Annotated in this window: 14 protein-coding genes; 11 read left to right on the top strand and 3 right to left on the bottom strand. The window is 60.8% G+C overall.

What is annotated here, in order from left to right; genetic code table 11:
* The first annotated feature begins 85 nt into the window (after nt 1-85).
* Nucleotides 86-394 carry a class I SAM-dependent methyltransferase gene (locus AC07O1_RS24360; protein ID WP_494994051.1) on the top strand — a complete coding sequence of 103 codons (309 nt, stop codon included), beginning with the start codon at nt 86-88 and terminating at the stop codon, nt 392-394.
* 11 nt (nt 395-405) lie between these two features.
* On the opposite strand, the gene AC07O1_RS24355 is transcribed toward AC07O1_RS24360, so the two are convergent.
* The 3 genes from AC07O1_RS24355 to AC07O1_RS24345 all read right to left on the bottom strand — a co-directional run bounded on the left by AC07O1_RS24355 (nt 406) and on the right by AC07O1_RS24345 (nt 3922).
* Nucleotides 406-1167, bottom strand: coding sequence for an enoyl-CoA hydratase (locus AC07O1_RS24355; RefSeq protein ID WP_495090416.1), 762 nt, complete (start codon nt 1165-1167; stop codon nt 406-408).
* Between the two features lie 73 nt (nt 1168-1240).
* Nucleotides 1241-1858 (bottom strand): helix-turn-helix domain-containing protein, encoded by a 618-nt coding sequence (locus tag AC07O1_RS24350; RefSeq protein WP_494994049.1) that lies wholly within the window; start codon nt 1856-1858, stop codon nt 1241-1243.
* A 102-nt stretch (nt 1859-1960) separates the two neighbouring features.
* A complete protein-coding gene (locus AC07O1_RS24345; protein WP_495090415.1) occupies nt 1961-3922 on the bottom strand; it encodes an oxidoreductase in 1962 nt (653 codons plus the stop codon).
* 214 nt (nt 3923-4136) lie between these two features.
* On the opposite strand from AC07O1_RS24345, the gene AC07O1_RS24340 reads away from it, so the two are divergent.
* The 10 genes from AC07O1_RS24340 (at nt 4137) to AC07O1_RS24295 (ending at nt 17606) form a co-directional block, all read left to right on the top strand.
* Nucleotides 4137-5186 (top strand): ABC transporter substrate-binding protein, encoded by a 1050-nt coding sequence (locus AC07O1_RS24340; protein WP_495090414.1) that lies wholly within the window; start codon nt 4137-4139, stop codon nt 5184-5186.
* A gap of 162 nt (nt 5187-5348) precedes the next feature.
* A complete protein-coding gene (locus AC07O1_RS24335; protein ID WP_495090413.1) occupies nt 5349-5996 on the top strand; it encodes a TetR family transcriptional regulator C-terminal domain-containing protein in 648 nt (215 codons plus the stop codon).
* Nucleotides 5997-6087: 91 nt separating this feature from the next.
* Nucleotides 6088-6807, top strand: coding sequence for a response regulator (locus tag AC07O1_RS24330; protein WP_494994045.1), 720 nt, complete (start codon nt 6088-6090; stop codon nt 6805-6807).
* Between the two features lie 5 nt (nt 6808-6812).
* A complete protein-coding gene (locus AC07O1_RS24325; protein WP_494994044.1) occupies nt 6813-7586 on the top strand; it encodes a substrate-binding periplasmic protein in 774 nt (257 codons plus the stop codon).
* Nucleotides 7583-9844 carry an ATP-binding protein gene (locus AC07O1_RS24320; protein ID WP_495090412.1) on the top strand — a complete coding sequence of 754 codons (2262 nt, stop codon included), beginning with the start codon at nt 7583-7585 and terminating at the stop codon, nt 9842-9844. The genes AC07O1_RS24325 and AC07O1_RS24320 overlap by 4 nt, the downstream gene beginning before the upstream one ends.
* 211 nt (nt 9845-10055) lie before the next feature.
* Complete coding sequence (locus AC07O1_RS24315) at nt 10056-11468, top strand: amino acid permease (RefSeq protein WP_495090411.1); 1413 nt, start codon at nt 10056-10058, stop codon at nt 11466-11468.
* A gap of 352 nt (nt 11469-11820) precedes the next feature.
* The gene (locus tag AC07O1_RS24310) at nt 11821-12612 is read left to right on the top strand and encodes an enoyl-CoA hydratase/isomerase family protein (protein WP_495090410.1); all 792 of its coding nucleotides are present in this window, start codon (nt 11821-11823) and stop codon (nt 12610-12612) included.
* 91 nt (nt 12613-12703) lie between these two features.
* Nucleotides 12704-13864 carry an acyl-CoA dehydrogenase family protein gene (locus AC07O1_RS24305; RefSeq protein ID WP_494994040.1) on the top strand — a complete coding sequence of 387 codons (1161 nt, stop codon included), beginning with the start codon at nt 12704-12706 and terminating at the stop codon, nt 13862-13864.
* 18 nt (nt 13865-13882) lie between these two features.
* Nucleotides 13883-15982, top strand: a complete 2100-nt coding sequence (locus AC07O1_RS24300; protein ID WP_495090409.1) for an acetate--CoA ligase family protein — start codon at nt 13883-13885, stop codon at nt 15980-15982.
* A 10-nt stretch (nt 15983-15992) separates the two neighbouring features.
* Nucleotides 15993-17606, top strand: a complete 1614-nt coding sequence (locus tag AC07O1_RS24295; protein WP_494994038.1) for a 5-guanidino-2-oxopentanoate decarboxylase — start codon at nt 15993-15995, stop codon at nt 17604-17606.
* Nucleotides 17607-17608: the final 2 nt, after the last annotated feature.

Below are 17608 nucleotides of genomic sequence, written 5' to 3'. Positions count from 1 at the left end.
AACAGGCTTCGAAATACCGCTAAAGCGCTGGTTCGGTGTTGCCTCTCACCTGCCATGCAGACTTTTGAGGCAGAGACTCGACACGATGAATGCACTTCGCCCCCTTATACGTCTGGCGCCGATCACGGCGGACCTCACCCAGCGCAATCCAAAAATCCTTCTTGGCGGTAAACATCAACCCACTTTGCTGCGCTATCTCGATGGCTGGCCGCGACGCACCGGTGGTCCATCGGCTTTTCTGATTCAGTTTGTCGAAGACGGGGAGTCGCTGGCGCGCTTTGCCAGCAACAGTTTCGATCTGGCGGTGATTCAGGCACCCAGCGCCGAGCACGCGGCAGAAGTCATCAAGCAACTGACGCGAATCGCCCGGCAAGGGTTGATTACCCGCCGCTGAGGCCAGTGGGTTCAGGCCTTGGTGCTACTGCGTTGCAGCATGGCGTTCAACGCGTCCTTGGCTTCGGTGCTGTTCAGACGTTCGATAAACAGCAGGTTTTCCCTGCGCAGGGTTTCCTCCAGTTCCTTCAGCACTGGCTGCTTAAGCAGCCGTTTGCTGTGCAACAGGGACTCGCGAGGCAGGGCCAGCAGTCGATCGGCCATCCGTTGTGCTGCGGCCAGACATTGTTCGCCGTCGTCCAGCACTTCATTGGCCAGCCCCCAAGCCACCGCCTGAGTGCCGTCCAGGCCGTCCCCCCAGAGCAGCAGTCGGGCGGCTCTGGCATGGCCGAGCATGCGCGGTAACAGCAGGCTTGCACCGAATTCAGGGCACAAGCCAAGGTTCACGAAGGGCATGCGCAGCTTGGCATTACGGGTGACCAGCACCTGATCGCAATGCAGCAGGAGGGTGGTGCCGATACCGATGGCAGCGCCGCAGACCGCGGCGATCAACGGCTTGTCCAGATGGATGACCGCGTCCATGAGACGGAACGCCGGGCTATTCAGATGGGTCGGTGGATCCTGGAGAAAGTCCTGCAGGTCGTTGCCACTGGTAAAGCACTGTTCGCCCCCGGTGATGATGACCACGGCAGTCTCGGGGGCTTCGGCGGCAGCAAACAGCAGGTCGGCCAGACGGGTGTACATGCTGTTGCTCAGGGCATTGAGCTTGTCCGGACGGTTGATGGTCAGGGTCAACAGTCCGCCGCTTTGGTTGCACTTGATCAGGTCGTTCATGGGGGTCGCCTTTGCTGGATTTCACTGTCCGGAACACCAGGGGTTCCGGCAGTTTCTTGTTGTTTTTGGCGCTTCAAAAGGTCGGCGGGGTGATTACCCAGATCACCACCGCATCGACCTCACCGGGATTGCCATAACGGTGAGGTTCCTGGCTGGAAAAACTGAAACTGTCGCCTTCATTGAGCTGAAAATAGCGCTCGCCGACCCACAGCTCAAAGTTGCCGGAGAGCAGGTATCCGGCTTCCTCGCCTTCATGGCAATAGCTCTGCTGGCTGTAAGTGCCTGGCGGAAAGCGCGAATGCAGGATCTCCAACTGACGATTGGGTTGCGGGGTCAGCAACTGGTCAACGATGCCGTCTTCGTAATGCACGCTCATTCGGCTGTTCTTGCGGACCACGTAACCACTGTCCTCGGGGGCCGTGCTGGCTTCGCTGGCGAAGAACCACTGGATGGTGACGCCCAGGCTGCGGGCGATGTTGAACAACGCCGGAATCGAGGGGTAAGCCAGGTTGCGTTCGAGCTGGCTGATATAGCCTGCCGTCAGCTCGCTCATCTCAGCCAGGGCGGTCAGGGTCATGCCCCGGCGTTTGCGCAGCCCGCGAATCCGCGTGCCCAGAAAGTGCGGCTCTGTTGCGCCGCTCTGTTTGGCGGACGCGGCGCTGGCAGGCGGCAGGTTGCTGCTGTTGCTCATTGCGTGCTCCGAACCGAGTGTTGGCTGAGCGTCTGAAACGCTCGAGCCTGCCGATGGCTCGTCAGCGAGGGCGCTGACAAAGGCCCGGAGTATAAAGCAGCCTCAGAGGTCCCAGGCAACCTTCAACCCTTCATAAATCGCTTCTTCGGCCGTGCGCGGTGCCAGGCAGTCGCCGATCCGGCGAAATTCGACTAATCCCTGCAGTTGCGCGCCCAGCGTATCCACCGGCTGATGGCCCTGGCACAGCACCAGGGTGTCGATGTCTTCGAACATGATCGGCTCTGCACTGGCGGTGTGTTGCATGTAGACGGTGCTGTCATCGCAGCCGTACAGACGGGCATAGGGCGTGATCGGAATGCCCAGCCGATGCAGCTCACCGACCAGTTGATCGCGCACGTACAGCGGCAGGTTTTCCCCGCAATGGGTGCCGTTGACCGCCAGCTGCACCTGATGCCCTGCGCGCACCAGACGTTCGGCGACGCCGGGGCCGATCCAGTCGCAACGCCAGTCGACGACGAGCACCGAACGCCCGAGCTTGACCTCGTCGCGCAGCACCTGCCAGGCATCCACCACTTGCAGTTCGCCGCCGCGTTCGAAAGCCGGCCAGTAGGGTTCGGCACCGGTTGCAACGATCACCAGATCCGGCCGTTCGCGCTCGACCAGTGCCCGGTCGACGCGGGTGTTGCGCACCACGCGTACGCCGGCCAATTCCATTTCCCGCTGCAAGTTGGTGCTGGCGCCGCCGAACTCACTGCGCCGAGGCAGCAGTTGCGCCAGCAGGACCTGCCCGCCGAGCTGCGAACTGGCTTCATAGAGCGTGACCTCATGCCCGCGCTCGGCGGCCACGGCAGCCGCCTTCATCCCGGCCGGACCGCCGCCGGCGATCATGATGCGCTTGCGTTTGACGGTCGGCTGCAGGGAGCCGAAAACCAGTTCACGGCCGGTTTCCGGGTGCTGAATGCAGGAAATCGGCAAGCCTTTGTGGAAGTGCCCGATGCACGCCTGATTGCAGGCGATGCAGGCTCGGACATCTTCGCTGCGCCCGGCGTCGGTCTTGTTCGGCATTTGCGGGTCGCAGATCAGTGCGCGGGTCATGCCGCACACATCGGCCTGACCGCGAGCAATGATCAGTTCGGCCTCCTGCGGCTGGTTGATGCGTCCAGTGACGAACAGCGGAATCGACAGGCTGGCCTTGAACGTCCCGGCCTCCTTGGCCAGATAGGCCGGTTCGATGGCCATCGGCGGCACGATATGCACCGCACCGCCCAAAGACGCCGAGGTCCCCGCGACGATGTGCACGTAATCCAGGTACTGCTGCAGTGACTTGACCGCCGCCAGCGACTCGTCTTCGGTCAGGCCCTCGGGGTCGCGTTCGTCGGCGGAGATGCGCAAGCCGATGATGAACTGCTCGTCAGTGTTCGCGCGCACCAGCGCAATGACTTCGCGCAGAAACCGCAGGCGCTGTTGCAGGTCGCCGTTGTAACCGTCGGTGCGTTGGTTGACGCGTGGGTTGATGAATTGCGCGGGCAGGTAACCATGGCTGGCGACCACTTCCACACCGTCCAGCCCGGCTTGATACAAACGTCGGGCCGCTGCGCCATAGCCGGCGACGATGTCGTCGATCATCGCCTGATCAAGCGCGCGCGGCATGACCCGAAAGCGTTCGTTGGGCACCGCCGAAGGCGAGTAGGCGACGGCCAGCAGGCCATCGCTGGACTCCATGATTTCCCGCCCTGGATGGAAGATCTGCGAGAGCACCACGGTGCCGTGGGCATGACAGGTTTCGGCCAGTTTTCGATAGCCCTCGATGCAGGCGTCGTCGGTGGCCATCAGCACATGGGAGGTGTAGCGCGCGCTGTCATGCACCCCGGCAACTTGCAGCACGATCAGGCCCACGCCGCCCTCGGCACGCGCCCGGTGATAGGCGATCAATTGCTCGTTGACCAGATTGTCGGTCGGCATCGACGTGTCGTGACCGCTGGACATGATGCGGTTTTTGAGGCGCTTGCCACGGATCTGCAGCGGTTCGAAGAGGTGCGCAAACGCTTGGTTTGAAGTCGGCATGGTGTGGTACTCCAGGCTAGCCGAGGCCGGTAAACAGGATTTTCGGCATTGTTATTATTACGCTATAGAAATTTACCCTCAGTAAAAAATCAACTTGTTTTTTTAATTGTGGTTGAGTAGCTTCAATCCGCACCCACTCCTGGGGTGAACCTCACCAAAATAAAAACGGGTCACGGCAGCGCTCGCTGAGTGATACCAGCACGAGGAACCACTGATGAAGTCGAATACGCTCAAGCACGGTTTTTATCCTTTGATTCTCACCCTCGCCATGGGCCTGGGTAGCGCTCAAGCAGAACAGGACATGGTGGTGGTCGGTTATGGCGGTGCCGGTCAAAAAGCCCAGGATGTGGCTTTCTTTCAACCCTTCAGCGCAGCGGACGGCAGCAAGCTGATCCAAAGCGAATACAACGGCGAGATGGCCAGGATCAAGGTGATGGTCGACACCGGCAACGTCGATTGGGACGTGGTGCAGATCGAAGGCCCGGACCTGATGCGCGGCTGCGATGAGGGCATGTACGAGCGACTCGACTGGAAGACCCTTGGGCGAGAAAACCAGCTGATTCCCGATGCGGCACAAGCGTGCGGTTCTGCCGCGTTGGTGTGGAGCGTGGCGATTGCTTATGACACTGACAAATTGGCGCAGGCACCGACCTCGTGGGCGGACTTTTGGGATGTAAAGAAAATCCCCGGCAAGCGCGGGCTGCGCAAACGTGCGGTGTATAACCTGGAGTTCGCCTTGCTGGCGGACGGGGTGAAAGTCGAGGACGTGTATTCGGTATTGAGCACACCCGCGGGCGTAGATCGGGCGTTCGCCAAACTGACTGAACTCAAACCCTATATCCAGTGGTGGGAAGCCGGCGCGCAACCGGCGCAATGGCTGATCTCCGGAGACGTGGTGATGACCTCAACCTACAGCGGGCGCATTGCCGCCGCCGCGCAGGGCGGCAGTCATCTGGGGCTGGTCTGGCCTGGGAGCCTGTACGGCATGGACTACTGGGCAATCATCAAAGGCTCAACACATGTGGACCAGGCCAAAAGGTTCATTGCTTTCGCCAACCAGTCCGACGCGCAGATTAAGTATGTCGAGCAGATTCCTTACGGGCCAACCAACACGCAAGCGGCGGCGCGCCTGGATCCCAAGCTGGCCCAATGGGTGCCGACCGCACCGCAGAACCTGATCGGTGCACTGTCGATGAATGTGCCGTTCTGGGTCGATCACGGTGAAGAACTCGAAGAGCGCTTCAATGCCTGGGCGAGCAAATAGGCGCAGACCTTAATGCCCGTAGCAGCTGCCGAGCTTGCGAGGCTGCTGCTACGGTTCGCGTGGCAAGCCCCCTCGCCACAGTTCGAGTTCCTGTTGTACAGTCGTTCAGCTTAGTGGCTGCAAACAACCAGCCCAACGACTGATCCCAGGAGATTAACCACAATGACTCAGGAAGCCCGCTTTTCCCGAATGGAGCCGGAGTTGCGCAAGGCCAACCTGATCGAGGCAACGCTGGTGTGCCTCAAGCGCCATGGCTTCCAGGGCGCTTCGATCCGCAAGATCTCCGCGCAGGCGGGGGTTTCAGTCGGGCTGATCAGTCATCACTATTCAGGCAAGGATGAACTGGTGGCCGAAGCCTACATGGCGGTCACCGGTCGAGTCATGAGCCTGCTACGCGAAGCCATGGAACAAGCCGCACCCAATGCGCGCGAGCGTTTGTCGGCGTTCTTTCGCGCATCGTTCTCGGCCGAAATGCTTGATCCGCAATTGCTGGATGCCTGGCTGGCGTTCTGGGGCGCGGTCAAGACCGCCGAGGCGATCAACCTCGCCCACGAGCATTCCTACGGCGAGTACCGCGCCGAGTTGCGCAAGGTGTTGAACGATCTGGCTCAGGAAGAGGGCTGGGAAGACTTCGATGCCGACCTTGCCGCTATTGGTTTGAGCGCACTGCTCGACGGCTTGTGGCTGGAGTCGGGACTCAACCCCGGCACGTTCACCCCGAATCAGGGCATCCAGATTTGCGAAGCCTGGGTCGACGGTTTGCAGGCGGGCGGTCGCCAGCGTTTCCGGCAGCAGACGGAGGGCTGTTGATCGATCGTTCAGCAATGGATACTCTCTGCCGCTGATGCAGGAAAAACTCTAATAAGAAACGCGCCTTCGGGCACAGGCAGGACAACAAGCGATGACTCCTCGGGTACTGATCGTCGACGACGATCCGCTGATTCGCGAACTCCTTCATGCCTACCTCTCGCAGGAAGGCTACGAAGTGCACTGCGCCGCAACCGCGGAACTGGCCGAAACCTTTCTGGCAACCACCCCTGTCGATCTGGTGATGCTGGACATCCGGCTGCCGGGCAAGGATGGCCTGACCCTTACCCGCGAGCTGCGTGTACGCTCGGAAGTCGGGATCATCCTGATTACCGGGCGCAACGACGAAATCGACCGCATCGTCGGCCTCGAATGCGGCGCCGATGATTACGTGATCAAACCCCTCAACCCGCGTGAACTGGTGTCTCGGGCGAAAAACCTGGTGCGCCGGGTTCGCCATGCCCAGGTGCACAAGCCGGCGACGGTGCTGCCTCGTCAGCAAGTCAAACAGTTCGCTGCCTGGGCGCTGGATACCGATCGCCGACGCTTGATCGATCAAGCCGGTGGCGAAACCCTGCTGACCCATGGTGAATACCAGTTGCTCAGTGTGTTTTTGCGCAACAGTGGCCATACCTTGAGTCGCGACCAGTTGATGGATCAGATCCGCAACCGTGAATGGGTGCCCAATGACCGCTCCATCGACGTCCTGGTGGGGCGCTTGCGGCGCAAACTGCATGACGATCCCGCCGAACCGCAATTGATCATTACCATCCATGGCGCAGGTTATTTGTTCACCGCCAGTGAGGCTGCCTGAACGGCATGTTGCGGCTGCTCTGGCTGCTGTTGGCGCTGGCGGGTACAAGCGCTGCGGCGGCCGAGCGAATTCGTTATTGCGATTATCCGGTCTACCCGCCGATTTCCTGGAGCGACGGCAAACAGGTGCGCGGCCTTGCGCCCAGCGTGGTGAAAAGCTTGTTTGGTCAGCTGGGTTATGAGGTCGACATCGTCGTGCTGGGCAACTGGAAGCGCTGCTTGCTGGACGCCGCCGAAGGCCGCGTCGACGTGGTCCTGGCCTACAGCACGGCGCAACGCGAGCAGAGCATGCGCTTCTCGACGGTGCCGGTGTTGCGCGAAGAAGTCGCGGTGTTTGTCAATCGCCAACATCCGGTGAAGTTCGAACGGCTTGAAGACCTGGGCAACTACCGTGGCGGTTTACTGTTCGGTGAAAGCTATGGGCTGGACTTCGATCGTTTCGTCGCTCAGCACGGCAATATCGAATGGGTGTCCGACAGTCGACAGAACTTCGGCAAACTGATTCGCGGCAGGATCGACTTCATCACTCAGGAGCGACGCACCGGGCAGCTGTTCGTTGAACACTTGCCGGGCGCCGCAGACATCGAGGCATTGCCCAATTCGTTGAGTGTGGACTATTTGCGGGTCGCGGTGTCACGCCGTTCCGCACTGGCCGAACGCATGCCCGATATCGACGCCCAACTGCAGCGGATGGTCGACTCCGGCGAGATCGAACGTTGGCTGAACGAAAGTGAAGCCACCTACCGAGACATGATCAACCTGCCGGCGGATGCGCAATGAAACGCACCAATCCCAGCGGCCTGTTGCGGCGTTTGCTGCTGTTCATCCTGCTGTTCAGCCTCTGTTTCACCCTCCTCGCCAGCACCGTGCAGTTGTACTTCGAGTACCGCCGTGAAATGCGTGATATCGATTCGCGCATGGAACTGATCCGGGCCGGCTACCTGGCAAGCCTGGAGCGCAGCCTCTGGGATCTCAACCAGGAGCAGTTGAATGTGCAATTACGCGGGTTGGTGGATTTTTCCGATGTGGCCCGCGTGCGTTTGAGCAGCCCTGACTTTGACCTGCTGCAAGGCAGTTCATCTGCACCGGGGGCATTGCGCATCGAGCGTTTCGAGCTGAACTATCAGCCGCCGGCCGGCCCATCGCGGCATCTGGGCGAGCTGGAAGTCAGTACCGATCTGGGGGCGGTGTATCGCCGTTTGTACGCCACCGGGCTAACCAGCCTGTTATGGATGAGCGTGTTCCTCTGCGGTCTGGCGGTTGCGCTTTCGGGGTTGTTCTACCGTTTGGTGACCAGACATCTGCAGGTCATGGCCGATTTTGCCCGGCGAATTGCCGCCGGAGACTGGCACGAGCCGTTGCGGCTGGATAAAAGCAGCACCGGTACCGAGGACGAAATCGATACCGTGGCCCACGCGCTCGATGACATGCGCCGGGCAATCCTTAGCGATATCGACCGGCGCGAAGTCGACCGTCTGGCACTGCAAGACAAACGTGACGAACTGCAGAAAATGGTCGAGCGGCGCACCGCCAGTCTGTTGCGTGCCAAGGACGATGCCGAAGCGGCCAACCTCGCCAAGTCGCGCTTCCTCGCCACCATGAGCCATGAACTGCGCACGCCGCTCAATGGCATTCTTGGCATGGCTGAACTGCTGCGCGGCGCCCGCCTCGAGGAGCGCGATAGTAAACGTCTGGAAGCTTTGTATAAGGCCGGCGAAGGTTTGCTGACGATTCTCAACGAAGTGCTGTATTTCGCCCGGCTGGAAGAAGGTGAAAGCCATCCGGAGCTCGTCGATTTCTCCGTCAGGCAACTGATCGATGAAGTGCTGACGCTGCTTGAGCCGAGGGCGTTGAGCAATGGCACTCAATTGCATTGCCGGTTTGATCCGCAGGTCGCAGATCGTTGCCACGGTGCCGAGCAGTTTTTGCGTCAGGTGTTGAGCAATCTCCTGGCCAATGCCGTCAAGTTCACCGAGGCAGGGCAGATCACCGTTGACGTCGCGCTGCTGGCTGCTGGTGATCTGATAACCGGACAGCGCCTGCGTTTCAGCGTGACCGACAACGGCATCGGCATCGCGGCAGCGGTGCAGGAAAAGATTTTCGAGCGTTTCACTCAAGCCAGCGAAGACGTGGCGCAGCGTTATGGCGGCACCGGATTGGGATTGGCGATCAGTAAACATCTGGTGGAAGTTCTTGGCGGGCGCATCGGTGTCGACAGCCAGGAGGGGCAGGGCAGCTGTTTCTGGTTCGAGTTGACCCTGCAACCGGTCGTGGGGGTTGCGAACGCCACCGCCGCCAGTGCGCCGGGCCAGGCCCTGAGCATTCTGGTGGTCGAAGACGTGGCGCTGAACCGCGATGTGGTCAGCGGCTTGCTGGAGCGGGACGGGCATCGGGTCCGTCTCGCCGAAGATGCCGAGCAAGCCCTGGAGTGCTGCCGCAAGCAATCCTTCGAGTTGATTCTGCTCGATGTGCACCTGCCGGGAATGAGCGGCGTCGAGCTGTGCAGACTGATCCGCAGCACGTCTGGGCCCAATCAACACAGCCGCATTTTCGCCCTGACCGCCAGCGTGCAGCCGACCTTGGTACGCGGTTATCTGGATGCCGGTATGCAGGGCATTCTCGCCAAACCGTTGAAACTCGAAAGTCTGCGCCAGGCATTGGCCGGTGAATCGCCCATGCCCGAGCCTGCGCTGGAACACGAGTTGATGGACTGGCAGTTGCTGCACACCCATCGCACCTTGCTCGGCGAACAAAAACTTCACGGCCTGCTGAAGGTGTTGCGCGACTCGATTGCCCAGCATCGCACGGCGCTTACGGAAGCCATCGAGGCGGGTGACTGCACGGAAGTGGCGCATCTGGCCCATCGTTTGGCCGGGAGCAGCGATTCGCTGGGGTTCCGCGCCCTGGCCGATGTCTTGCGAGCGCTGGAGGAGGCGGCACTGAGCAACGACGCATTGGCGGTCAAAGCGCTGGTGCCGCAGTTCCTTGGGTTGTTGCTGCGTTCGCAAGGGGTGCTGGCAGACGTGTTGAATGCCTGACGCACAAATTCGTTACGACTTTTTACATCTTTGATCTTTGCGTACAACGCGAACTTACATGGCTTTCCAATAATCGGGACAACCGCGCCGGACGCGGTCTTCGAAGCTTATTGGAGATAATAATAATGAACTGCCGTAAAGCTGATCTTTCCCCGCGCGATGACCTCCTGTCATCCGCCATGCACCTCGCCCAGTTTTAAGAGGTGCTGTCATGAGCGAATCTATCGAACGTAAAGGCATACAGCTGACCCGTGCCTTGAAAAGCCGACATATTTTCATGCTGTCGCTGGGCGGGGTCATCGGCACCGGGCTGTTCATGGGGTCGGGCCTCACGATCAACCAGGGAGGGCCAGTGGGCGCCATTCTGGCTTACCTGGTGGCCGGCTTTCTGATGTATCTGGTGATGGTCTGCCTCGGCGAGCTGTCGGTGGAAATGCCGGTTTCCGGATCCTTCCAGACCCACGCCACCAAGTACATCGGGCCTGCCACCGGCTTTATGATTGGCTGGGTTTACTGGATGAGCTGGGCAACCACAGTCGGTCTGGAATTCACCGCGGCGGGCATGTTGATGGTGCGCTGGTTCCCGAGTATTCCGATCTGGTACTGGTCGGCGCTGTTCGTGGTGGTGTTGTTTGGACTGAACGCCTTGGCGACCCGTGCTTTCGGTGAAGCGGAATACTGGTTCTCCGGCATCAAGGTGGCGGCAATCCTCGGCTTTATCATCGTTGGCGTGCTGGTGATTTTCGGCGCGATACCGCTGACCAGTGGTGCCCCGGCGCCGATGATGACCAATCTGATCGGTGACTCGCTGTTCCCCAACGGGCTCTCGGCGGTGTTCGCGGTGATGATGACCGTGGTGTACGCCTTCCAGGGCTGCGAAATCATGGGGGTTGCCGCTGGCGAAACCGATCAGCCGGAGAAGAGCATCCCCCGGGCCGTGCGCAATGTGGTGTTCCGCGTGCTGATCTTCTACGTGCTGGCGATTGTGGTGCTGTCGGCCATCGTGCCATGGCAGCAGGCCGGCTTGATGGAAAGCCCGTTCGTGCAGGTGTTCGACATGGTCGGCATTCCTTACGCCGCGGACCTGATGAACTTCGTGATCCTGACGGCGATTTTGTCGGTCGGTAACTCGGGCCTGTACGCTTCGACCCGTATACTTTGGGCCATGTCGAAAACCGGTATGGCGCCGAAAAGCCTCTCGCCATTGAGTTCGCGTGGCGTGCCGTTGCGCGCTCTGAGCATCACCCTGTGCTTTGCGCTGGTGTCGCTGATGACCAGCTTTGTTGCCGCCGACACCCTGTTCATGGTGCTGATGGCCGTGAGCGGCATGTCCGGCACTGTGACCTGGATCGTGATCGCCCTGGCGCAATACAAATTCCGCCGTGCGTACATCAAGGGCGGCGGCAAACTCAGCGATTTGAAATACCGTGCGCCGTGGTTCCCGTTCCTGCCGCTGCTGTGCATCGCTTTGTGCTGCTCGCTGTTCGTCTTCCTGGCCCTTGACGAGACCCAACGTCCGTCGCTGTATTGGGGCTTTGGCTTTATCGCCATCTGCTACGGCGCTTACTTCATGACCAACCGTAAACGTCAGGCTGCTCTGGCGCAGGCCCTGCCAACGGTTTAAACCAACAAACGAAAAACCAATGTAGGAGCGAGCTTGCTCGCGATGGACTTGAAGCTGACGCGTTTCATCAGGAAGCACGCGTTAACCTTAACGACCATCGCGAGCAAGCTCGCTCCTACATTTGGATCTCCTTGACCTCAAGACCCTCGCAAGCAGCCTCCGTAGTCAGTTGTTCAAAGATGTAACAACTTTTCCGCAACTCCTTCAGAACTCCATATTTTATCTATTTAAATCAATAACTTATTGATCGTATTGGGCTGTTACAGGCAGCTCGGCCGCAGGATTGCCGCCTTACTGAACAGTCGTTTAGTATTGGTGCCATGTCGTCAATCACAATAATTCGAGGACTCGTATGACTACTCAATCTTCTCTGCTCAGTCAGGTCGAAGCGGGCGTTGCCTGGATCACCCTCAACCGCGCACCGCAACGCAATGCGCTGGACATCCCGACGCTGAAAAGCCTTCACGCCTTGCTCGATCAATACAACGCGGATCCTGCTGTGCGGGTCGTCGTTTTGACCGGCACTGGCCGCAGTTTTTGCGCCGGCGCCGATCTCGCGGAATGGGCTGAAGCCGAGGCACGTGGCGCACTGGAAAGCTACGGCTGGACAGAAACCGCCCACGCCATGATGAGCCGTCTGCACAGCCTCGATAAACCCACCATCGCCGCGATCAATGGCACCGCCGTCGGCGCCGGGATGGATTTGACGCTGTGCTGCGATGTGCGTCTCGCCGCGCAGTCCGCCCGGTTCAAGGCCGGTTACACCAGCATGGCGTATTCGCCGGATGCCGGTGCCAGCTGGCATCTGCCGCGTCTGATCGGTACCGAGCAGGCCAAGCGTCTGTTGTTCCTTGATGAACTCTGGGGCGCCGATCGCGCCTTGGCGGCAGGCCTGGTCAGTGAAGTGTGTGCCGATGAGCAACTGCTGAGCGTGGCTGGCGAACTGGCCGCGCGTCTGGCCAGCGGCCCGACCTTCGCCTTCGCCCAGACCAAGAAACTGATGCGTGAAGGCGCCCAGCGCAGCTTGCCTGAACAACTGAGCGCGGAACTCGCCGCCGGTTTGCTCTGCGGTCGCAGTGAAGACGGCGCCGAAGCGTTGCGTGCGGCGATGGAAAAACGCGCGCCGGCCTTTGTCGGTAAATAGGTCGGCCAAACAGGGTCGACAACCAGGCGGGCTTTCCAGCCAACGAATAGAACGTCATCGAATACTCGGTTATCGAAGAGCAGGTAGCGCAATGAATTTCCAGCTGACCCAAGAACAAGAAATGTTGGTGGATGCGGTTCGCAGTTTTGTCGCCAAGGAACTGCTGCCCCATGAAGAAGCGGTCGATCGCGCCGATGAAGTCTCTCCGGAGCTGGCCGCACAGATTCGCGGCAAGGCTGTGGCGGCGGGTTTCTATGCCTTCAACATGCCGGAAGAAGTCGGCGGCGGCGGGCTCGACTACCTGTCCCAGGCGCTGATCGAACGCGAGCTGTCCAAGGTGTCGTGGGCGCTGCATGTGTTTGTCGCACGTCCGTCGAAAATCCTCATGGCTTGCACCGGCCAGCAGATTCAGGACTATCTGTTGCCGTGCATCCAGGGTGAAAAGATTGACTGCTTCGCCCTGACCGAACCGGGTGCCGGCTCTGACGCCAATGCCATCAAGACCCGCGCGGTGCGTGAGGGCGACGACTTTGTGTTGAACGGCAGCAAACACTTCATCAGCCATGCCGGGCACGCCGATTTCGCCATTGTCTTCGCCGTGACCGATACCTACGAACACAACGGTCGCAAGCGCAATGCCGTAACCTCGTTCCTGGTCGACCGCGACACGCCGGGCATGACCATTCGCCGCGGGCCCAAGTGCGTCAGCAACCGCGGTTATCACACCTATGAAATGTTCTTCGACGATTGCCGCGTACCCGCCTCCAAAGTGCTGGGCGAAGTCGGCAAGGGCTGGGACGTGGCCAACGCCTGGCTGACCGCCGGGCGGGTGATGGTTGCCGCCAACTGCGTCGGTCAGGCCCAGCGTGCGCTGGACGTGTCGCTGCAATGGGCGGCGGATCGCAAGCAGTTCGGTCAACCCATCGGTACCTATCAGGGGGTGTCGTTCAAGCTCGCCGACATGGCCACGCAAATCCGCGCGGCCGAACTGTTGACCCTGCACACCGCCTGGAAAATGGATCAGGGCTCCATGACTGACGGCGAAGCCGGGATGGCCAAGTTGTTCGCCAGTGAAGTGCTCGGTCGCGTGGCTGACGAGGCGGTACAGATTTTCGGGGGGATGGGCTTGATGGACGAAGGTCCGGTGGAGCGCATCTGGCGTAACGCCCGGATCGAGCGGATCTGGGAAGGCACCTCGGAGATTCAGCGCCACATCATTTCCCGCGAGCTACTGCGGCCGCTGCTGCGCTGATCGGGTCGGAGAACGGTTATGTCCCAACACATTCGCGACAACCTCAAACGCCTGCTCGCGCCGCGCCACCTGGCGTTTGTCGGCGGCCGAAGCATGGCCCGTTCGCTCAAGCGCTGCGCTGAAGGCGGCTACCAGGGCCAGATGTGGCTGGTCAACCCGCAACACGACAGCCTTGAAGGCGTGCCGTGTGTGCGCAGCGTGGCAGAACTGCCGTGCGGCCCGGACGCGGTGTTCATTGCCACCAACCGCGAACTGACCTTGACCTGCGTCGCCGAGTTGGCGGCCAAAGGTGCAGGCGGAGCGATTTGCTACGCATCGGGTTTTGCCGAGACCGGCGCTGAAGGCCAGGCCTTGCAAGATCAGCTGCTCAAGGCCGCCGGCGACATGGCCTTGCTCGGCCCCAACTGCTATGGCTTGCTCGATTACCTGCACAGTTGCGCGCTGTGGCCGGTTGCCCATGGCGGCAAGACGGTCGAGAAAGGCGTGGCGGTACTGACCCAGAGCGGCAATTTTGCCTACAACCTGTCCATGAGTGATCGCTCGTTGCCGGTGGCCTACATGGCTTCAGTCGGCAACCAGGCGCAATTGGGCATCGCCGAGCTGATGGATGTGTTGCTCGACGAGCCGCGCGTCACGGCAATCGGCTTGCACCTGGAAGGTCTGAAAAACGTTCCGGGGTTTGCCCGCGCGGCGCACAAGGCGCTGGAGAAGGGCATTCCGATCATCGCGCTGAAAACCGGTGTGTCGCAGCTCGGTGCTGAATTGGCCCTCAGCCATACCAGTTCGCTGGCCGGTTCCGATGCGCTGTACGACAGCCTGTTCGATCGCCTGGGGGTGATTCGCGTCAGTGGTCCGGTGAGTTTTGTCGAGACCCTGAAAGCCGCGGCTTGTGGCAATTTGCCGGCTGGTAAGAGTCTGATCGCGCTGGCCTGTTCCGGTGGTGATGCCGGGCTGATCGCCGACTATGCCGAACGCAACGATTTGAGCCTGCCCACACTCGACGAAAGCCAGCGGCTCGAGCTGGATCAAGTGCTGCCCAGCTACGCCAACCTGGTCAATCCGCTGGATTTCACCACGGCGATCTGGGGCAACCGCGAAGCGCTGGACAAGATGCTCGACAGCGCCTTGCGCACCGAAGCAGACGCCGCCATGTTGGTGCTCGATTACCCTTCTGAGGCGACCGGCGAGCGCAAGGAATGTGATCTGCTGCTGGAACTGTATTGCGCGGCGTTGACCCGTCACGGCAAGACCGGTTTCGTCACTTCAGCCTTTCCCGAGCTGCTTGCGGCCAGCGCCCGCGAGCGTTTGCATGCCCATGGCGTGGCGGCGTTGCAAGGCGTGGAAGATGCTTTGGCGGCGTGGGGACGGATTGCCGGTTATCAGCACAATCGTCAGGTATTGCTTGCGCGCGGAGAGTCGGCGTTGGTGCCGATTTGTCCACAGGCGCTGGAAGGTGAGGGGCAGTTGCTGGATGAATGGCAGTCCAAACAAGCCTTGCGCGCCTTTGGCCTGCCGACGCCGCAAGGCCTGCTGAGTACCCCAAGCGACGCGCTGACAGCGGCGAATTCCCTGGGTTATCCACTGGTGCTCAAGGCTGTCAGTGCCCAATTGCCGCACAAGACTGAAGCCGGTGCGGTGGCGCTGAACCTGCGCGATGCGCAGGCATTGAGCGACGCGCTGGAACAGATGCGCGCACGGATTGCCGACTACGCACCGGGGGTGCCGTTCGATCAAGTACTGCTGGAGCGCATGGCAACGCCGCCGTTGGCCGAATTGATCGTCGGTATCAAGCGTGAAACCCACTTCGGGCTGGCGCTGGTCATCGGTACTGGCGGGATTCTGGTGGAACTGCTCAAGGACAGCCGCAGCCTGCTGTTGCCGACCACCGACGGCGCCATTCGCGCTGCGTTGTCGAGCCTGCGCAGCGCACCATTGCTGCAAGGTTTTCGCGGTCGTGAAGCGGCGGATCTGGATGCGTTGGTCGCAGCGATCCGTGCTGTGGCGGACTACGCCTGTGAAAACACGGTGCAGTTGCTCGAACTCGATGTGAACCCATTATTGGTCGGTGCCCAAGGCACGACTGCGGTCGATGCGTTGATTCGCCTCGGTCAAGCGTGAGGATATGAACATGCAAAGCAAAACCTTGACCGGCGGCCAGACTCTGGTGCGCCTGCTGGCCAACTACGGCGTCGACACGGTGTTCGGCATTCCCGGCGTGCATACGCTGGAGCTGTATCGCGGCTTGCCCGGCAGCGGCATTCGTCATGTGCTGACCCGTCATGAGCAAGGGGCCGGTTTCATGGCCGACGGCTATGCGCGTGTCAGCGGCAAACCGGGCGTGTGCTTCATCATTACCGGTCCCGGTGTGACCAATGCCGCGACCGCTATCGGTCAGGCTTACGCCGACTCGATCCCGATGCTGGTGATTTCCAGCGTCAACCATACGGCCAGTCTTGGCAAAGGTTGGGGCTGCCTGCACGAAACCCAGGATCAGCGCGCCATGACGGCGCCGATCACGGCGTTTTCGGCGGTCGCCTTGAGTGCCGAGGATTTGCCCGAACTGATCGCCCGCGCTTATGCGGTATTCGACAGCGAGCGGCCGCGCCCGGTGCATATTTCGGTGCCACTGGATGTGCTGGCCGCGCCGGTGACGCGTGACTGGAGCCATGAAGTGGTGCGCCGTCCAGGGCGCGGCGTACCGGCTGCCGAGGTGCTGGATCAGGCGGTAGCGAAACTGCAGGCGGCGCGCCGCCCGATGATCATCGCCGGTGGCGGTGCGCTGAATGCAGCACAGACGCTTGAGGCGTTGAGCACGCGGCTGGCGGCGCCGTTTTTCAGCAGCGTCGCAGGGAAAGGTTTGTTAGCGCCGAATGCGCCACTGAATGCCGGCTCCACCTTGTGCGTGGAACCTGGCTGGAAGCTGATCGCCGAAGCTGATGTGGTGCTCGCGGTCGGTACCGAAATGGCCGACACCGATTACTGGCGCGAGCGTTTGCCGCTGAATGCCGAGCTGTTACGGGTGGATATCGACTCGCGCAAGTTCAACGATTTTTACCCGTGCGCGGTGGCCTTGCAGGGCGATGCTCAAGAAACCGTGGCCGCCTTGCTGGCGCGTCTGTCCGAGCCCGCACGCGACGCCAGCGCCGCCATCCAAGCGGTCGACATGTTGCGTAAGGCGGTCAAGGCCGGGCACGGAGCCTTGCAGTCGATCCATCAGGCGATCCTCGACCGGGTCTCGGCCGAACTGCCGGACAACGCGTTTATCAGCAGCGACATGACCCAGCTGGCCTACACCGGCAATTACGCCTTCAGTAGCAATGCGCCGCGCAGCTGGCTGCACCCGACCGGCTACGGCACTTTGGGTTACGGCTTGCCGGCGGGTATCGGGGCCAAGTTTGGTGCGCCGAACCGACCTGGTCTGGTGTTGGTCGGCGACGGCGGTTTTCTCTACACCGCGCAAGAGCTGGCAACCGCCGTGGAAGAGCTGGACAGCCCGCTGGTGGTGCTGCTGTGGAACAACGATGCCTTGGGGCAGATCCGCGACGACATGATCGGGCTGGATATCGAGCCTGTTGGCGTGCTGCCGCGTAACCCGGATTTCGCCGCGCTGGGCCGTGCCTTCGGATGCACCGTGACGCAACCGCAGAACCTGGATCAATTGCAAGCCGAACTGCGTGCCGGTTTCAACCGAAACGGTGTGACGCTCATCGAACTCAAGCACGCCTGTGCTCTGGTCGGTTAAAA

This window comes from Pseudomonas sp. GW821-FHT07G10, from assembly GCF_059418545.1.
This window is presented reverse-complemented; position numbering and strand designations above follow the sequence as displayed.